This is a genomic window from Aeromicrobium sp. CTD01-1L150 (genome assembly GCF_041951745.1).
Lineage (GTDB): Bacteria > Actinomycetota > Actinomycetes > Propionibacteriales > Nocardioidaceae > Aeromicrobium.
On the sequence record NZ_CP169555.1, the window covers coordinates 131,146 to 146,531 of the forward strand.

At 69.3% G+C, this 15,386-nt stretch carries 14 protein-coding genes; 11 read left to right on the forward strand and 3 right to left on the reverse strand.

Annotated features, from left to right (window positions below; translation table 11 throughout):
* Nucleotides 1–22: 22 nt before the first annotated feature.
* From ACEVFP_RS00620 to ACEVFP_RS00665, 10 genes are all read left to right on the forward strand, one after another.
* Complete coding sequence (locus tag ACEVFP_RS00620; RefSeq protein WP_375001409.1) at nt 23–1,216, forward strand: aldo/keto reductase; 1,194 nt, start codon at nt 23–25, stop codon at nt 1,214–1,216.
* A 157-nt stretch (nt 1,217–1,373) separates the two neighbouring features.
* On the forward strand, nt 1,374–2,156 hold the full coding sequence (locus ACEVFP_RS00625) for an ABC transporter ATP-binding protein (RefSeq protein ID WP_375001410.1): 783 nt from the start codon (nt 1,374–1,376) through the stop codon (nt 2,154–2,156).
* Nucleotides 2,157–2,169: 13 nt separating this feature from the next.
* Nucleotides 2,170–4,713 (forward strand): ABC transporter permease, encoded by a 2,544-nt coding sequence (locus ACEVFP_RS00630; protein ID WP_375001411.1) that lies wholly within the window; start codon nt 2,170–2,172, stop codon nt 4,711–4,713.
* Between the two features lie 73 nt (nt 4,714–4,786).
* Nucleotides 4,787–5,410, forward strand: coding sequence for a transcriptional regulator (locus ACEVFP_RS00635; protein WP_375001412.1), 624 nt, complete (start codon nt 4,787–4,789; stop codon nt 5,408–5,410).
* 249 nt (nt 5,411–5,659) lie between these two features.
* Nucleotides 5,660–5,950 carry a 30S ribosomal protein S6 gene (rpsF, locus tag ACEVFP_RS00640; protein ID WP_375003876.1) on the forward strand — a complete coding sequence of 97 codons (291 nt, stop codon included), beginning with the start codon at nt 5,660–5,662 and terminating at the stop codon, nt 5,948–5,950.
* Nucleotides 5,951–6,044: 94 nt separating this feature from the next.
* On the forward strand, nt 6,045–6,584 hold the full coding sequence (locus ACEVFP_RS00645) for a single-stranded DNA-binding protein (RefSeq protein WP_375001413.1): 540 nt from the start codon (nt 6,045–6,047) through the stop codon (nt 6,582–6,584).
* A gap of 34 nt (nt 6,585–6,618) precedes the next feature.
* Nucleotides 6,619–6,849: a 30S ribosomal protein S18 gene (gene rpsR / locus ACEVFP_RS00650; RefSeq protein ID WP_375001414.1), complete on the forward strand. Its 231-nt coding sequence runs from the start codon at nt 6,619–6,621 to the stop codon at nt 6,847–6,849.
* Between the two features lie 14 nt (nt 6,850–6,863).
* Nucleotides 6,864–7,310, forward strand: coding sequence for a 50S ribosomal protein L9 (gene rplI, locus ACEVFP_RS00655; protein WP_375001415.1), 447 nt, complete (start codon nt 6,864–6,866; stop codon nt 7,308–7,310).
* 58 nt (nt 7,311–7,368) lie between these two features.
* On the forward strand, nt 7,369–9,102 hold the full coding sequence (locus ACEVFP_RS00660) for an ABC transporter family substrate-binding protein (RefSeq protein ID WP_375001416.1): 1,734 nt from the start codon (nt 7,369–7,371) through the stop codon (nt 9,100–9,102).
* 19 nt (nt 9,103–9,121) lie between these two features.
* Complete coding sequence (locus tag ACEVFP_RS00665) at nt 9,122–9,925, forward strand: siderophore-interacting protein (protein WP_375001417.1); 804 nt, start codon at nt 9,122–9,124, stop codon at nt 9,923–9,925.
* Nucleotides 9,926–9,927: 2 nt separating this feature from the next.
* Here the strand turns inward: ACEVFP_RS00665 and ACEVFP_RS00670 are convergent, their stop codons facing one another.
* Complete coding sequence (locus ACEVFP_RS00670; protein ID WP_375001418.1) at nt 9,928–11,238, reverse strand: MATE family efflux transporter; 1,311 nt, start codon at nt 11,236–11,238, stop codon at nt 9,928–9,930.
* 518 nt (nt 11,239–11,756) lie between these two features.
* Here ACEVFP_RS00670 and dnaB point away from each other — a divergent pair.
* Nucleotides 11,757–13,154 (forward strand): replicative DNA helicase, encoded by a 1,398-nt coding sequence (gene dnaB, locus ACEVFP_RS00675; RefSeq protein ID WP_375003877.1) that lies wholly within the window; start codon nt 11,757–11,759, stop codon nt 13,152–13,154.
* A 108-nt stretch (nt 13,155–13,262) separates the two neighbouring features.
* Here dnaB and ACEVFP_RS00680 read toward each other — a convergent pair whose 3' ends face one another.
* A complete protein-coding gene (locus ACEVFP_RS00680; protein ID WP_375001419.1) occupies nt 13,263–14,609 on the reverse strand; it encodes an NAD(P)/FAD-dependent oxidoreductase in 1,347 nt (448 codons plus the stop codon).
* Complete coding sequence (locus ACEVFP_RS00685) at nt 14,606–15,295, reverse strand: hypothetical protein (protein WP_375001420.1); 690 nt, start codon at nt 15,293–15,295, stop codon at nt 14,606–14,608. The genes ACEVFP_RS00680 and ACEVFP_RS00685 overlap by 4 nt, the downstream gene beginning before the upstream one ends.
* Nucleotides 15,296–15,386: the final 91 nt, after the last annotated feature.

The following is a 15,386-nucleotide window of genomic DNA, read 5'->3' on the forward strand; positions in this document are numbered from 1 at the left end:
GCGCACCGCTAGCGTCGGGGTTGTGAGTGAAGAGCGCTACTGGGCCGACCGCGTGCCCGAGACCCACCGCCCCTACATCGCCGACGAGGACCGCTACCAGCACCTGGAGTACCGGCGGGTCGGCACGAGCGGGCTGTTGCTGCCGCCCATCTCGCTCGGGCTCTGGTACAACTTCGGCGACAACCGGCCCTTCGACACCCAGCGCGAGGTCCTGCGGCACGCCTTCGACCATGGGATCACCCACTTCGACCTGGCCAACAACTACGGTCCTCCGTACGGTTCGGCCGAGGAGAACTTCGGCCGGATGATGCGGACCGACTTTCGTCCGTACCGGGACGAGATCCTGGTCTCGAGCAAGGCCGGCTGGGACATGTGGCCCGGGCCGTACGGCAAGCTCGGATCCCGCAAGTACGTGCTCTCGAGCCTGGACGCGTCGCTGGAGCGGATGAGCCTGGAGTACGTCGACATCTTCTACTCCCACCGCGTCGACCCGGGCACGCCCGTGGAGGAGACGGTCGGGGCCCTGGACACGGCGGTGCGTCAGGGCAAGGCGCTGTACGCCGGGATCTCGTCGTACTCGCCGGAGAAGACCGCGCAGGCGGTGGCCGTCGCCCGCAGCCTGGGGACGCCGCTGGTGATCCACCAGCCGTCGTACTCGATGCTCAACCGCTGGGTCGAGGGCGGCGGGGGTGCCGGGCCTGGGGGTACCTCCCAGCACGGAGCGCAGCGGAGTGCTTGGGGGAGGGCGGCCGGAGGGAACGGCGGGGGTGCCGGGCCCGGAGGGAGGGCAGCAGGAGAGAGGACGAGTCTGCTGGCCGTGCTCGACGAGCACGGCCTCGGCAGCATCGGCTTCACCCCGCTCGCCCAGGGCCTGCTCACCGACCGCTACCTCGGTGCGGACGCTGTGGAGCGCGCGACACAGCGGCCCAGCCTGGATGAGTCCGTGCTCACCGATGCCAACCTCGAGCGCCTGCGCGGCCTCGCGGCGATCGCGGCCGAGCGTGGTCAGTCACTCGCGCAGATGGCCATCTCGTGGGTGCTGCGGCCCGGTGGCGTGACGTCGGCGCTCATCGGCGCCTCCTCCACCGAGCAGCTCGACGAGAACCTCGCCGCAGCGCGGCAGAGTGAGTTCAGCGACGAGGAGCTGGCCCGCATCGACGAGCTCGCCGGCACCACCGACGGCGTCAACATCTGGAGCGTCTCCTCCGACCTCTGACCTGACGGACGCCGGCACCCCGTGGTCGCGCGTGTGACGCCGCTCGGTGCGTGACATCTGACAGGTGCCGGTCATGACATCTGACAGGTCCCGGGTGGCACTCCCGGCCACTAGCGTGGGCCCAGCCGAGGGAGCGCTAGCACCGAGGAGTGCGCCGATGACCGAGACCGTCCCGTCACACAGCCGAGAGGTCGCCGCGCGCGCGGCGGACCTCGTCAAGACCTACGGCAAGGGTGCTGCGCAGGTGCGCGCCCTGGACGGCGTCTCGCTCGACGTCCGCGCCGGGGAGTACACCGCCGTCATGGGCCCGTCCGGGTCCGGCAAGTCGACGCTCATGCACTGCATGGCCGCGCTCGACACCCCCACCTCTGGCACCGTCACGATCGGCGACTCCGACCTCGGAGAGCTCAAGGACAAGACGCTCACCCTGCTGCGCCGCGACCGCGTGGGGTTCGTGTTCCAGGCCTTCAACCTCGTGCCCACCCTCACCGCCCGCGAGAACATCGTGCTGCCGTTGTCGATCGCCGGCGCCACGCCTGACCCGGAGTGGTTCGCGACGGTGATCGACGCCGTGGGCCTGGCGGACCGGCTCGACCACCGCCCGAACGAGATGTCCGGAGGGCAGCAGCAGCGCGTCGCCTGCGCCCGCGCCCTGGTGTCCCGTCCGGAGATCGTCTTCGCCGACGAGCCCACCGGCAACCTCGACTCCACGTCCGGCGCGGAGGTCCTGGCGTTCCTGCGGCGCAGCGTCTCGGAGTTCGGCCAGACGATCGTCATGGTCACCCACGACCCGGTGGCCGCGTCCTACACCGACCGGGTCGTCTTCCTGGCCGACGGCCGGGTGGTCGATGAGCTCCGTGACCCGACGGCCGAGACCGTCCTGGAGCACATGACGGCACTGCAGGCGCTCGCTGGGCAGAACGCTGGGCAGGACCTCTGATGGGGGGCTGCTGATGCGTCGCGTCACCTGGCGCAACCTGCTCGCGCGCAAGGTCCGCCTGCTGCTGAGCGCGTTCGCGATCGTCCTGGGCGTCGCGTTCGTGGCCGGCTCCTTCGTCTTCACCGACACCATCGAGCGCAGCTTCGAAGGGATCGTCAGCGGATCGGTCCCCGACGTCACCGTGCGTCCGGTCGGCCTCACGCAGGACAGCATGGAGGGCTCGGTCAACCTGGAGGCCCGCACCATGCCCGCCTCGCTGGTCGACGAGCTGGCCGGCGCCCCGGGTGTGGCCCGGGCCGACGGGAGCATCGACGGTGTCGGTCTGTTCGTCGTCCGTGCCGACGGCAGGCTGCTCGGCGGCACCGGCGCCCCGACGCTCAGCTTCAACTACAACGACGCCCCCAACACGCTCGGTGAGCCCGCCGTCACGATCTCCGAGGGCCGTGAACCGCGTGCGGCCGGTGAGATCGCCCTCGACGAACGGTCGGCGCAGGCGGCGGACTACTCCATCGGTGACACGGTCCGGATGGTCACGGCGGGTGAGCAGCCGGAGGTCGAGGCAGAGCTGGTGGGGATCGCCGAGTTCGCCGGCGGCGGGCTCGCCGGCGCCACACTCGTCCTGTTCGAGACCGGGGCGGCGCAGGACGTCTTCCTCGGCGGCGCCGACGCCTTCACCAGCGTCTCGGTCGCCGGTGAGCCGGGCGTCAGTGAGACCGAGCTGGCCGACGCCGTGGGGCCACTGCTGCCCGAGGGCGTCGAGGCAGCCACCGGCCAGGAGGTTGCCGACGAGATCGAGGGAGTCGTCGGGGAGGTCCTCGGCTTCCTCAACGCGTTCCTGCTGGTCTTCGGCGCGATCGCGCTCGTCGTCGGCACCTTCCTGATCGTCAACACGTTCTCCATCCTCGTGGCGCAGCGCAGCCGCGAGCTGGCCCTGCTGCGGGCCCTCGGCGCCTCACGCAGACAGGTGACGCGCTCCGTCCTCACAGAGGCGTTCGCCGTGGGGCTGGTGGGCGCCACGCTCGGCCTGCTGCTCGGGTTCGGCCTGGCGGCGTCGCTGCGGCTGCTGTTCGCCTCGTTCGGCCTGGACCTTAGCGGGACGTCGCTGGTCTTCAAGCCCCGCACGGCCGTCGCGGCGTACCTGGTGGGACTGGTGGTGACCATGGTGGCCGCCTACCTCCCGGCACGCCGTGCCGCACGTATCGCCCCCGTGGCCGCGATGCGTGACGACGTCGCCCTGCCGGACAGCTCGGTGCGTCGTCGCACCCTGCTCGCCGTCGCTCTCGTCGTCGTCGGCGCACTCCTGCTCGTGTGGGGACTGGTCATCGGTGGTGACGTCCCGCTCAAGGTGGGCGCCGGCATCTTCTGCATCCTCATCGCGATCTCCTTGGCCAGTCCGGTGCTTGCCGTCCCGGTGCTCAGCGGCACCGGGCTGCTCTACCGCCGAGTCTTCGGCACGGTGGGCACGCTGGCGACGCAGAATGCCCGGCGGAACCCACGTCGCACCGCAGCCACCGCGTCGGCCCTCATGATCGGGCTTGCCCTGGTCAGCACGATGTCGGTCATCGGGGCCTCGGTGAACAAGTCGATCGACGCTGCGGTGGAGAAGGACTTCACCAGCGACTACCTCGTCTCCAACGCGGTCGGCATCCCGTTCTCGCCCGCCATCGCCGAGCGGCTGGCCGCCCTCGACGACGTCGACACCGTGGCGCCCGTGCAGGCATTGACGGTCTCGGTCGGGGACGACCGGCTGATGCTGTCGGCCACTGACGTCGAGGCGTTCAGCGAGATCTTCGACCTCGAGTACGTCGAGGGTGGCGCGCCGTCCGACGGTGAGGTCGCGCTCACCGAGGACACCGCGGACCAGCTGGGCGTCGGGGTGGGCCAGAGCATCGACCTGACGTTCCCCTCCGGCGATGTGCCGGCCACCGTCGTCGGGGTCTATGAGTTCAGCAACGTCGCGGGATCGGCTCTGGCGCCGTTGTCGACGGTGGCCGAGGGGCAGCTCCAGCGGACCGACTCCAGCGTGGCCGTCAATGCCGCCGAGGGTGCCGACACCGATCAGGTGGGCCGTGCCCTCGAGGCGGCCACGGCTCAGACACCCACCGTCACGGTGCAGAACCAGAGCGACTTCGCCGAGGCGCAGCGTGCGCAGGTCGACCAGCTGCTCCTGCTCATCTACGCGCTGCTGGGCCTGGCGATCGTCATCGCCGTGCTCGGCATCGTCAACACGCTCGCGCTCAGCGTCATGGAACGCACCCGAGAGGTGGGCCTGCTGCGAGCCGTCGGCCTCTCGCGCCGCCAGCTGCGTCGCATGGTGCGGCTGGAGGCCATCGCGATCGCGGTGCTGGGTGCCGTGCTGGGGATTGCCGCCGGCGTCGCGTTCGGTGTGCTGCTGCAGCGGTCGTTCGTCGACGACGGGATCACCGACCTCGCGATCCCGTGGCCGAGGCTCGTGACGTTCGTGGTGGTCGCCGCCGTCGTCGGGGTGCTGGCCGCCGTCCTGCCGGCCCGCCGCGCCGCCCGCCTCGATGTCCTGCGTGCCATCACCACGGAGTAGGCACCGCCGGTCCAGGGGCCTGACGATAAGGTCAGCGGGACTCAGCTGGCATCAAATCTCGGAGGATCCCCCCATGACTGTTGGTCTTGTTCGCTCCCGTGGCACGACGATGGCGGGAGGTTTCCTCGCTCTCGCACTCGTCCTTTCCGGGTGCTCTGGCTCTGACGACGAGTCGTCCGACTCGCCACCGAGCGAGGCTCCGACCTCCGAAGCCGCTGAGGCGGACGCCGTCGCGGGCGAGGAGGCGGAAGTGGAGATCGCCGAGGCGTTTGAGGATCCGGACATGGGAGACAGCCTCGAGATCATCTCGGCGGTCCGTGATTTTCCCTCCGAGGAGCACGCCGACCTGATCGCCGACGGCGGCGAGGTCGTCCTGGTCCAGGTGAAGGTTGCTCCCGGCGAGGAGTATGGCGGGCGTATCTCGACCGGCAACTTCGAGATCTCGTGGGACGACGGCGCTGACTTCTGGAATGACAAGACCCGCATGGTGACCGAGGAGATGGCTGCCGCCGACCGCCCCGAGCTCGAGGACGTCGCGCGCCGCGACGGCGGGGAGACCACCGGATGGGTGGCGTTCCTGGTCGATGAGAAGGCCGACACCTACCTGCTCAACTACACGCGTGACGGCGCGAAGGTGATCGGCTCGGACGAGACGGTTGATGAGTTCACCCACGAGGTGGAGATCCCCGCCCCCTGAGGCTCCGGCATCGAGACATGGCCCCGGGCGCGGTTGCTTCGGGGCCATGCCTCTGTTCGGGATCACCAGGAGGCAACGGCTCGGGCTCGCCCCTCTGAACCCGTCGACCGCACTCGAGGGGCAGGTCAGTTGGACCATCGTCGTGGCCACGGCTAGACTTGCCCGGTTGCTCGCCGCCCAGTGGCCGGCACACTCTCCTGCTGCGGATGGTCCGTAGCCGTTCAGACCGAAGGAGGGCGCACGTTGTCGTTGCGTCAGTACGAAGTCATGGTCATCCTCGAGCCCAGCCTCGATGAGCGCACGGTCGCTCCGAGCCTCGAGACCTATCTGAAGGTCGTCACCGACTCCGGTGGCAGCGTCGAGAATGTCGACGTCTGGGGCAAGCGTCGCTTCGCCTACGAGATCGACAAGAAGACCGAGGGCATCTACGCCGTCCTCGACCTCACGTCGACGCCGGAGGCCGTCAAGGAGCTGGACCGTCAGCTCGGCCTCAACGAGTCCGTCGTCCGCACCAAGGTCACGCGCCCCGACGTGCGTTGACCCGCCGGCCGCAGCCTGTGGACGAGCCTCGCGCTCTGTCAGCGGTCTGCGGTTGCATGGAGTCAGACATCACCCACCCGAAAGGCTGAGCCTCATGGCTGGAGAGACCACCATCACCGTCATCGGCAACCTCACCGACGACCCGGAGCTGAAGTTCACGCCCTCCGGCGCCGCGGTGGCCAACTTCACCGTCGCGCAGACGCCTCGCACGTTCGACCGTCAGACGAACGAGTGGAAGGACGGCGAGGCCAACTTCTTCCGCTGCGCCGTCTGGCGCGACCAGGCCGAGAACGTCGCTGAGTCCCTGCAGAAGGGCCAGCGCGTCATCGTCACGGGCAACCTGCGCATCCGCAACTTCGAGCGGCAGGACGGCTCGCGTGGCACCAGCGTGGAGATCCAGGTCGACGAGGTCGGCCCCTCCCTGCGGTGGGCCACGTCCAAGACGTCCAAGGCATCGCGCTCCGGCGGCGGAGGCTTCGGTGGCGGCCAGGGCCCAGGCCCTCAGGGCGGCGGCAACGCCGGTGGCGCGCCCGCCAACCCGTGGTCGACCCAGCCGCAGCAGTCCGGTCCCGGCGGTGGACAGTCCGACGCCTGGGGCGGATCAGGCGCAGCCTCCGACGAGCCCCCCTTCTGAGCACACCCCCTTTCCCACAGGAGCAAGACACATCATGGCCAAGCCCGTCATTCGCAAGCCGAAGAAGAAGAGCAACCCGCTCGCGGCCGATACGACGATCGACTACAAGGACACTGCGCTGCTGCGCAAGTTCATCTCCGACCGCGGCAAGATCCGCGCCCGCCGCGTCACCGGCGTCTCCGTGCAGGAGCAGCGCCAGATCGCCAAGGCGATCAAGAACGCGCGCGAGATGGCGCTGCTGCCCTACACGTCCACCAGCCGCTGAGGGAGGCGCACATCATGAAGCTCATCCTCACGCACGAGGTCGGCGGCCTCGGAGAGCCCGGCGACATCGTCGACGTCAAGGACGGCTACGGGCGCAACTTCCTGCTGCCCCGTAACTACGCCATCCGCTGGACCAAGGGCGCCGCCCGTCAGGTCGGCTCCATCAAGGCCGCACGTGACGCCCGCGCCGTGCACGACCTCGAGGACGCCCAGCAGATCAAGGCCCGTCTGGAGGCCGAGCCGATCAACCTGAGCGTCCAGGCCGGCGAGTCCGGCCGTCTGTTCGGCGCGGTCACGGTCTCCGACGTCGCCGAGGCCCTCGAGGCCATCGGCGCCTCGGTCGACAAGCGGCGCATCGACGTCGGCAACCCGATCAAGTCGCTCGGCGCCCACGAGGTCACCGTCCGCGTCCACCCCGAGGTCGTCGCCCAGGTACGCCTCAACGTGGTGCCCGCCAAGTAAGACCCCCGACGCACGGGGCTCGGGGTTCGCCCCGAGTCCCGTGCGTTCGTCTTTGATCATGACGCTCCCCCACACCCCGGCCCGATCGCGGCCCCGCCCGACGGCCGCGCCGCTGCTGCGCCCGGTGATCGTTGCGGTCGTCATCGTCGCGATGGTCGGTGGCTGTGGACTGTTCGGCGGCGACGACGAAGCCGTCGACTCGCCGAGCGCCGGTGCCGGCTCCGATCCCGAGGAGCTGGTGCTCACCGGCTGGAGCGACGTCGCGGCGGACGAGGTCGCCGACGGCGGAGCCCTGCGCATCGGCATCAGCACGCTGCCCGCCACCTTCAACCCGGTCCATGCCGATGCGAGCACCGGCCCCGGCGGCTCGGACCTCGAGCAGCTGCTCGGCCCCACCACCGGTGACGCCGTCCGCCTCACCGAGGACGGCGGCTGGGAGGTCGACGAGGACTACGCCGAGTCCGTGGAGATGGACCGCGAGGATCCCCTCACGGTGCGGGTGCGGCTCAACCCCGACGCCGTCTGGCAGCAGGGCACCCCGATCACGGCAGCCGACATGCGCGCCTACTGGCAGGCCATGAACGGCTCGAACGACGGCTACCGCGTGACGTCCACCGACGGCTACGACGACATCGAGGCGGTCGAGAACGGTGACGACGAGCATGAGTACACGGTGCGCTTCTCCACACCGCGCTCGGACTGGCCACGGTTCGTCTACCCGCGCCTGCCGCGCAGCATCTCCGGTGACGCCAAGTCCTTCAACACGGCGTTCACCGAGCGGCCGGTGCCGTCCAACGGTCCGTTCGTCGTCACCGACATCGACCCTGAGAGCGGCACCATCACCCAGGAGCGCAACCCTCGCTGGTGGGGACGGACACCCAAGCTGGAGCAGATCGTCTGGCGCGTCGCCACTCCCGAGGTGCAGGCCGAGGCGTTCGATGCCGACGAGCTCGACGTCATCGACGTCGATGCGACGTCCGCGCCGGACGTCGACCCCGACCTCCTGCGCCGCTCCGCTGGATCGTCCTGGACGCACCTGACGTTGGGCGCCGGCAGCGGTCCGCTGGCCAACGAGGACGTGCGGCAGGCCGTCGCGCTCGCCCTCGACCGCCAAGCCGTCGCCGCCGATGCCGTCGATGGCATCGAGGCTGCCCCCAGCGTCGCCACGAGCGTGTTCACCGTGCCGGGACAGCAAGGACATGACGAGGACGCCGAACCTCCGGAGCGTGACGTCGAGGCAGCACGCGAGCTCCTGGCCGGCGCCGGGTACGACGTGGGGGAGCAGACCACCCGCGACGGCAAGCAGCTCACGCTGAGCTTTCCCGTGCCGGAGGGCAGCTCGGCCATCGTCCGTCGCGCCGAGCTGGTCACCGAGCAGCTGGCCGACGTCGGCATCGCCGTGGATGTCACGCAGGTGCCGCAGGAGGACTTCGCCGAGCAGGTCTTCGTCCCGCGGGACTTCGATCTGGTGACCTTCTCCTGGGACGCCCAGCTGCTGGGGGTGGCGTCCGCACAGTCCCGGTATCGTCCGGTCGACTCGGCCGACAACGTCACCGGTGTGGCGTCCGGCTCGGCTGAGCAGTGGTCCGACGCCGTCACCGCCCTTGACGACGACGCCCGGCACGAGGCGGTCTCCGCGCTGGATAGCGCGGTGCTGGAGCAGCACGTCGTGGTTCCGCTGGCGGTCCCGCCGGTCGTGCTGGCGGTGCGTGACGGGGTGGCGGGCTACGGTCCGTCGGCATTCGAGAAGCCTGACTACACGCGCGTCGGGTTCACCGACGTCGGGGACTGAGGTGGCCCGGTCGCGGCGCGTGGTGACCACCCTCGCGGCGGTGCTGCGCGAGCTGGAGGTGGCGCGTGTGCAGGACGTGACCGTCGGCATGAGGCGGGTGACGCTCACGGGTCCGCAGCTGGGCGCGTTCGACACTGCATCGGACGGTGGAGGGGTGACGGTGCCGGCCTTCACGACGCCGGGGTTCGACGACCACGTCAAGGTGCTGCTGCCCTCCCCGGGGCATGATCGTCCGGTCCTACCGGTGCAGGAGGAGGGCCGCCTGGACTGGACAGCCGGCGGGGTGCGGGCCATCCACCGCGACTACACGCCGCGTCGGTGGGACGCGCGCAGCGGTGAGCTGGACCTGGACTTCGTCGACCATCCCGCCGGTCACGCCGCCTCGTGGGTGGGCACCCTGCAGCCGGGCGATCCGGCCTGGATCGTCGGCCCGACGCTCACCGCGTCGTTGCCACACGGCGTGGACTGGCTGCTGGTGGCCGGTGACGAGACGGCCCTGCCGGCCATCGGCCGGCTGCTGGAGGAGCTCGGCCCGGACCACCGCGCGAAGGTGTTCGTGGAGGTGGCCGACGCCGACCACGAGCAGGTCATCGAGACCCAGGCCGACGTCGAGCTCACCTGGCTGCACCGCGATGGTGCACCGCCCGGCAGCACGGACCTGCTGCCCCGTGCCGTCACCTCGACGTCGTGGTGGCAGGGGCAGGCCTTCGCCTGGGTCAGCGGGGAGTCGTCCATGCTGCGTCCCATCCGTCAGTGGCTCAAGACCGAGCACGGACTGACCCGCGACTGCCTCGACCTCACGGGGTACTGGCGCCGCAGCTGAGGTCAGGCGCCGAGGACCAGCCAGGCGTCGCTGCGCTGGCGCCACCACAGCGTGGCCAGCCGGGCCAGCTGGAGCACGCCGTACGCGGCCCACAGCCCGATCAGTCCCGTCCCGAGGGCAACGGCACCGGTGGCGACCGGCGCGTAGATGACCAGCGTGAGCAGGCCCGCCCAGGCCAGGTAGACCCCGTCCCCGGCACCGATGAGAATGCCATCGAGCACGAACACCAGGCCGGAGACCGGTTGGACGGCGGCGACGACGAGTAGGGCCGGGACGAGGGCTTGGTGCACGGCGGGGTCGGGGGTGAACCACGGCCCGAGGAATGGGGCGAGTGCCGCGAGCAGCAGGCCCGCTGCCAGGCCGCCCCACAGGCCCCACCCGATCATCCGCCGGGTGAGTGCGCGGGCCTGCCCGGCGTCTCCGGCACCGAGCGCCCGTCCGGTGAGGGTCTGTCCGGCGATGGCCACGGCATCCATGGCAAAGGCCAGGAAGCTCACGAGGGTCGTGGCGATCTGATGGGCGGCGAGGGGTGCGTCCCCGACCTGGGCGGCGAGCGCGACCGCCAGCAGCAGCGCCACGCGCAGGGTCGCCGTCCTGGCGAGCAGCGGTGCACCGTCACGTGCCGCCCGCAGGACGTGCCCGATCCGCGGGCGCAGGTCGGCGCCGGCGCGCCGGGCGCCGCGCACGAGCACTGCGACGAGCCAGGCGGCCGCCGCGGACTGGGCGATGACGGTGCCGATGGCCGCTCCCTGGATGCCCCAGCCGAGGCCGTGCACGAACCAGATGCTGAGGGCGGCGTTGAGCAGGTTGGCCCAGACCGCGACCACCAGTGGCGTGCGCAGGTCCAGCACGCCGCGCAGGGCGCCGGTGGCGGCGAGCATCACGAGCATCGCCGGTGCGGCCGCCGCGCTGATCCGCAGGTAGGCGGCCGCCTCGTCGACGACCGCCGGGGAGCTGGTGAACGCGCCGGCCACCGTCTCGGCGCCGATGGCCAGGCCCGCGCCGATCACGATGCCCAGGGCGGCGGCGAGCCATACTCCGCCCATCGCGTCGACGTACGCCTCGGCGAGGCGGCCGGCGCCGTGGCGCCTGCCCACTCCGGCGGTGGTGGCGTAGGCGAGGAAGACGCACAGCCCGACCACCGTGAGCAGCACCGATGACGCGACGGCCAGACCGGCGAGCGGTGCGGTGCCCAGGCGGCCGACGATGACGGTGTCGGCCAGCAGCATCGCGGGCTCGGCGACGAGCGCCACGAAGGCCGGCAGGGCAACGGCGGCGATCTGCCGATCAGCCGGGTGGAACGTGTTCAGCAAAACCCTCTCCCTGTGGATGAACGTGTGTTATGCGGCCCGTGTCGACATGTCGATCAAGGACCGCCGAAGGTGAAGAACTCCCTCAGAAACAGTTTCACTCCACACCCGTGTATTCATGTTTGTGCAGGTCAGAGCATGTTGGTAGGTGAACCTCAGGCGAACGTCCACAGTGCTGTCCACGGACTGTGCACAGCCCTGACGGCGTTTTCCACAGATCCTGGGAACTTGTCCCCACGGGGTGTGAGGACAGGTCTTTCATCGAGACGCGCACCGTCCTAGTGTGACGCGTCGGCGTGGCCCAACTCGACCTCCCCGGCAGTGTGGGTGGCCACCCCTACGGTGACATCAATGGAGAGGAGTTCGAGGCCTGTGAGCGAGCGCGAGCTGGGCGCACCGCTGGAGTGTGGGGAGAGTCGCAGAGCCGTCCCAGCGTCACCTCGGCGTGCGTGCTCCTTGGTCATCTGCTCGACGGTCATCTGCTCGACGGTCTGGGGGGGTGCGTCGTGAGCGTGCCTGACCTGTACGCGGCGCCGACCGAGCCGCAGGACGAGGAGTCGTCGACGGGCCGGGTCCCGCCCCAGGCGATCGAGGCCGAGCAGAGCGTCCTGGGTGCCATGCTGATGAGCAAGCAGGCCATCGACGTCGCCGGAGAGCTCCTCGACGGACGCGACTTCTACCGCCCGGCCCACGAGCTCGTCTTCGAGACCGTCACCGATCTCGCCGGACGGGGGGAGCCGGCCGATGCCATCACGGTCTCCGCGGAGCTGCAGCGTCGTGGCGAGCTCGCCCGAGTCGGCGGTGCCCCGTACCTGCACACGCTCGTCTCCGGTGTCCCGATCGCCACCAACGCGGACTACTACGCCGAGATCGTCCGTGAGAAGGCGGTGCTGCGCCGCCTCATCGAGGTGGGCCAGAAGATCGCCGGGATGGGCTGGGCGGAGACCGGCGAGCTGGCCGAGCTGGTCGACCGCGCTCAGGCCGAGGTGCTGGAGGTCGATGGTTCGGCGGCGATCGACGACTTCCGGCAGGTCTCGGCACTGATCCCGGACACGATCCAGGAGATCGACGACATCCAGAACCGCGACGGCGAGATGGCCGGTCTCGCGTCGGGGTTCCCGGACCTCGACCGGCTCACCACGGGATTTCGTGGTGGTCAGATGGTGGTCGTGGCGGCGCGTCCCGGTGTCGGCAAGTCCACGTTGGGGCTGGACTTCGTGCGGGCGTGCTCCATCGCGCAGGGCAAGCCGTCGGCCATCTTCAGCCTGGAGATGACGGGTGAGGAGATCGCCATGCGTCTGTTGTCCGCCGAGGCGCGGGTGGCCATCCACCACATGCGCGGCGGCGGCATGACCAACACCGACTGGGACGCCATCACCCGTGCGATGCCCCGGGTGAACTCCGCTCCCATCACCATCGACGACTCGCCCAACATGACCATGCCGGACATCCGTTCCAAGGCGCGGCGGATCAAGAAGCAGCACGGCCTGGAGCTCATCGTGCTCGACTACCTGCAGCTCATGACGTCGGGCAAGAAGGTGGAGAACCGCCAGGTCGAGGTCTCGGAGTTCAGCCGCGCCATCAAGCTGCTGGCCAAGGAGCTCGACGTCCCGGTGGTCGCGATCAGCCAGCTGAACCGTGGCTCGGAGCAGCGCACGGACAAGACGCCGCAGCTGTCGGACCTGCGCGAGTCGGGCTCGATCGAGCAGGACGCCGACATGGTGATGCTGCTCAACCGTCCCGACGCGCACGGCGCCGGTGAGTCAGAACGCCCCGGCGAGGCCGACATCATCGTGGCCAAGAACCGCTCCGGCCCGGTCAACCGCGTCGCAGTCAGCTTCCAGGGTCACTACTCGCGCTTCACCCCCATGGCCCGTGAGACCGAGGCCCCCGGCGCCGCCGCAGGCGAGTTCTACTGACCTGTCGCGCGGCGGCCGAAGGGTGGCACAAGCAGCCCCGTGCTGTGTGTATGTTGCGCATCGAACATGTGGGTGACGTCGTGAGACGACGTGTCGTCCGGTTGACGATCAGGTCGTCGGGGCGGTCCTGCGGCGGGCCCTTCGTCTGCTGCCGTTGACCAGGTCGTTGAACCGGTCCACGGCCCAGATGGTGCGTAATCCCAGCGGTCCCATCATCATGAACGGAGGGAACTTGGGCGCGCTCGCCCAGATGCCTTCAAGGTCTTCGTGCCGCGATCCGTCGACGATCAGGTCGGCGATCAATGACCCCACGTAGGGCGCCTGGGCCAGCCCATGACCGTTGCACGCGATCGAGTAGTAGATATTGCCGTCGATCTCGCCGGCGATCGAGAGCCAGGATGAGGTGATCGCGATCCAGCCTCCCCACGCTCGCTCCATGGCCACGTCGGCCAGAGAAGGGAAGCGCGTTGCGAACGCGGATGCCAGTTCTTCGACGAGCTCCGGGTCCGGCGCCTTCGCCGGGAGGGGGAAGGTCTTGCCGCGCTCGAGTCGCCGGACGCCGAGCACGATGGTGTTGCGAGAGGTCAGCCGGTAGTTCTCCATGATCTGGTGCTGGGTCACGATCCCGGATCGGCTGTCCCACCCCAGCTCGTCGAGGCGCCCCGGCTCGATCGGCTCGGTCTCCACCTCGATGATCCACATGGGCACCGAGAGGCGCTTGGGCGTGACGTCCCACTCTCCCGAGTATGCGTTCGTCGCAAGTACGACCTTGTTCGCGCGAACGTCGCTGCGTGGTGTCGAGATGACGACCTGGCCATGGTCCCGCGTGACGTCAGTGACCTTGGTCCTCTCGAACACTCGAGCATTCGAGGAGAGCAGGGCACGACGAACTCCGCGGGCCAACTTGCCCGGGTTCAGCATCCCGCCTTCACCCTCACGCATCCCGCCCACGAACCCGCGGGGAATACCAAGCTCCTCGCTCGTGCCGACCTTCCCATGACCGCCGGCGCGGTGAAGGATCTTGGCCAAGGTGCGTACTCGGAACATTTGTCCACGCGACACTGCGCCGAACACCATGCCGTTGGGCTCGTAGTCGCAGTCGATGTCGTGGGTCGTGATGAGGTCTTCCACGAAGCGGGCTGAGTTCTCGGCCAGCCGCACCATGCCGGGCATCTTCTTTCCGGAGAAGAGGCTGAGCAGTCGGAGATCCCCTCCAGGAGCGCCTGCGACCTGCCCGGCGTTGCGGGAACTGGACCCGTAGCCACAGAACTCAGCCTCCAGAAGGACCACGTCTTGTCCGCGTTCTGCGAGCCGTAGGGCCGTCGCCATACCGCCCATGCCCCCGCCGATCACGGCCACGTCACACGTCAGGTCCTCGGTAAGCGGGGGGAGGATGTCTGATGGGGGGTCGATCCAGCCGCTGAAGGTGGTGTATTCCACGTTGTCGGTTCTCATGACGTCGCGTTCTCTGCCTGGTGTTCTTGCGCGTCGGTGGCCAGGTTGTGAGCGTGCAGCGCACGGTAGCCGAGGAAGTAGACGAACCCCTGCGTTCCCCACGTCGCCAGAGCGGCGGTGTAGAAGATCGTCCGCTGGTCGTCGTCGAAGGGGAGCGGGAAGAAGTCGTAGGTGATCGCGATGACAAACGCGGCGGCTGTGGCCAACCCTGTCCAGACGGCCAGGCCCTTGGCGCCGAGGCCCCAGAGCCTCGTGGCGAAGTACACCAGGAACAACGTGGTCAGCACGTTGACCACGACGTAGAACGTCGCGGGACCGATGTCGAGCTCTTGGTCCCGGTACTGCTGGAGGTAGAGGCCGGCTGCGATGGCGAGTCCGAACACGCTGATCTCGACGGCCAGGCTCGGCTTGTACCGGTGGGTGACCGCCATCAGGCCCAGGACGAGGATGAGCGTGATGCCGACCGACCGTGAGAACGCGTCGAGGAAGAACGCCACGTCGTAGAAGGCACTCGCGTCGTCGCCACCGAGCAGTGCCCAGAGCAGGAAGTTGGTGGCCGACGTCCCGACGACCATCCATTCCAGGCCGAGCAGGTAGTTGTCATACCTTCGGATGAATGCCCACCCGAAGTACAGGCCGACGAAGATCAGCCATAGGTCGGCCAGGAGAAAGAGTAGATCTTTCACCGTCGTGGCTCCTCTCGGTTCCAGTCGGGGGCCGATGCGCCGCAGTGACTGGGTGTCCGGGCGCGGGACCGGGAAGTCCGTCCGCATCCCT

Coding starts and splice junctions, on each gene's coding strand:
- ACEVFP_RS00625 (WP_375001410.1), top strand. CDS start 1,374: ATGACCGAGACCGTCCCGTCACACAGCCGAGAGGTCGCCGCGCGCGCG.
- ACEVFP_RS00630 (WP_375001411.1), top strand. CDS start 2,170: ATGCGTCGCGTCACCTGGCGCAACCTGCTCGCGCGCAAGGTCCGCCTG.
- ACEVFP_RS00635 (WP_375001412.1), top strand. CDS start 4,787: ATGACTGTTGGTCTTGTTCGCTCCCGTGGCACGACGATGGCGGGAGGT.
- ACEVFP_RS00645 (WP_375001413.1), top strand. CDS start 6,045: ATGGCTGGAGAGACCACCATCACCGTCATCGGCAACCTCACCGACGAC.
- rpsR (WP_375001414.1), top strand. CDS start 6,619: ATGGCCAAGCCCGTCATTCGCAAGCCGAAGAAGAAGAGCAACCCGCTC.
- rplI (WP_375001415.1), top strand. CDS start 6,864: ATGAAGCTCATCCTCACGCACGAGGTCGGCGGCCTCGGAGAGCCCGGC.
- ACEVFP_RS00660 (WP_375001416.1), top strand. CDS start 7,369: ATGACGCTCCCCCACACCCCGGCCCGATCGCGGCCCCGCCCGACGGCC.
- ACEVFP_RS00680 (WP_375001419.1), bottom strand. CDS start 14,609: ATGAGAACCGACAACGTGGAATACACCACCTTCAGCGGCTGGATCGAC.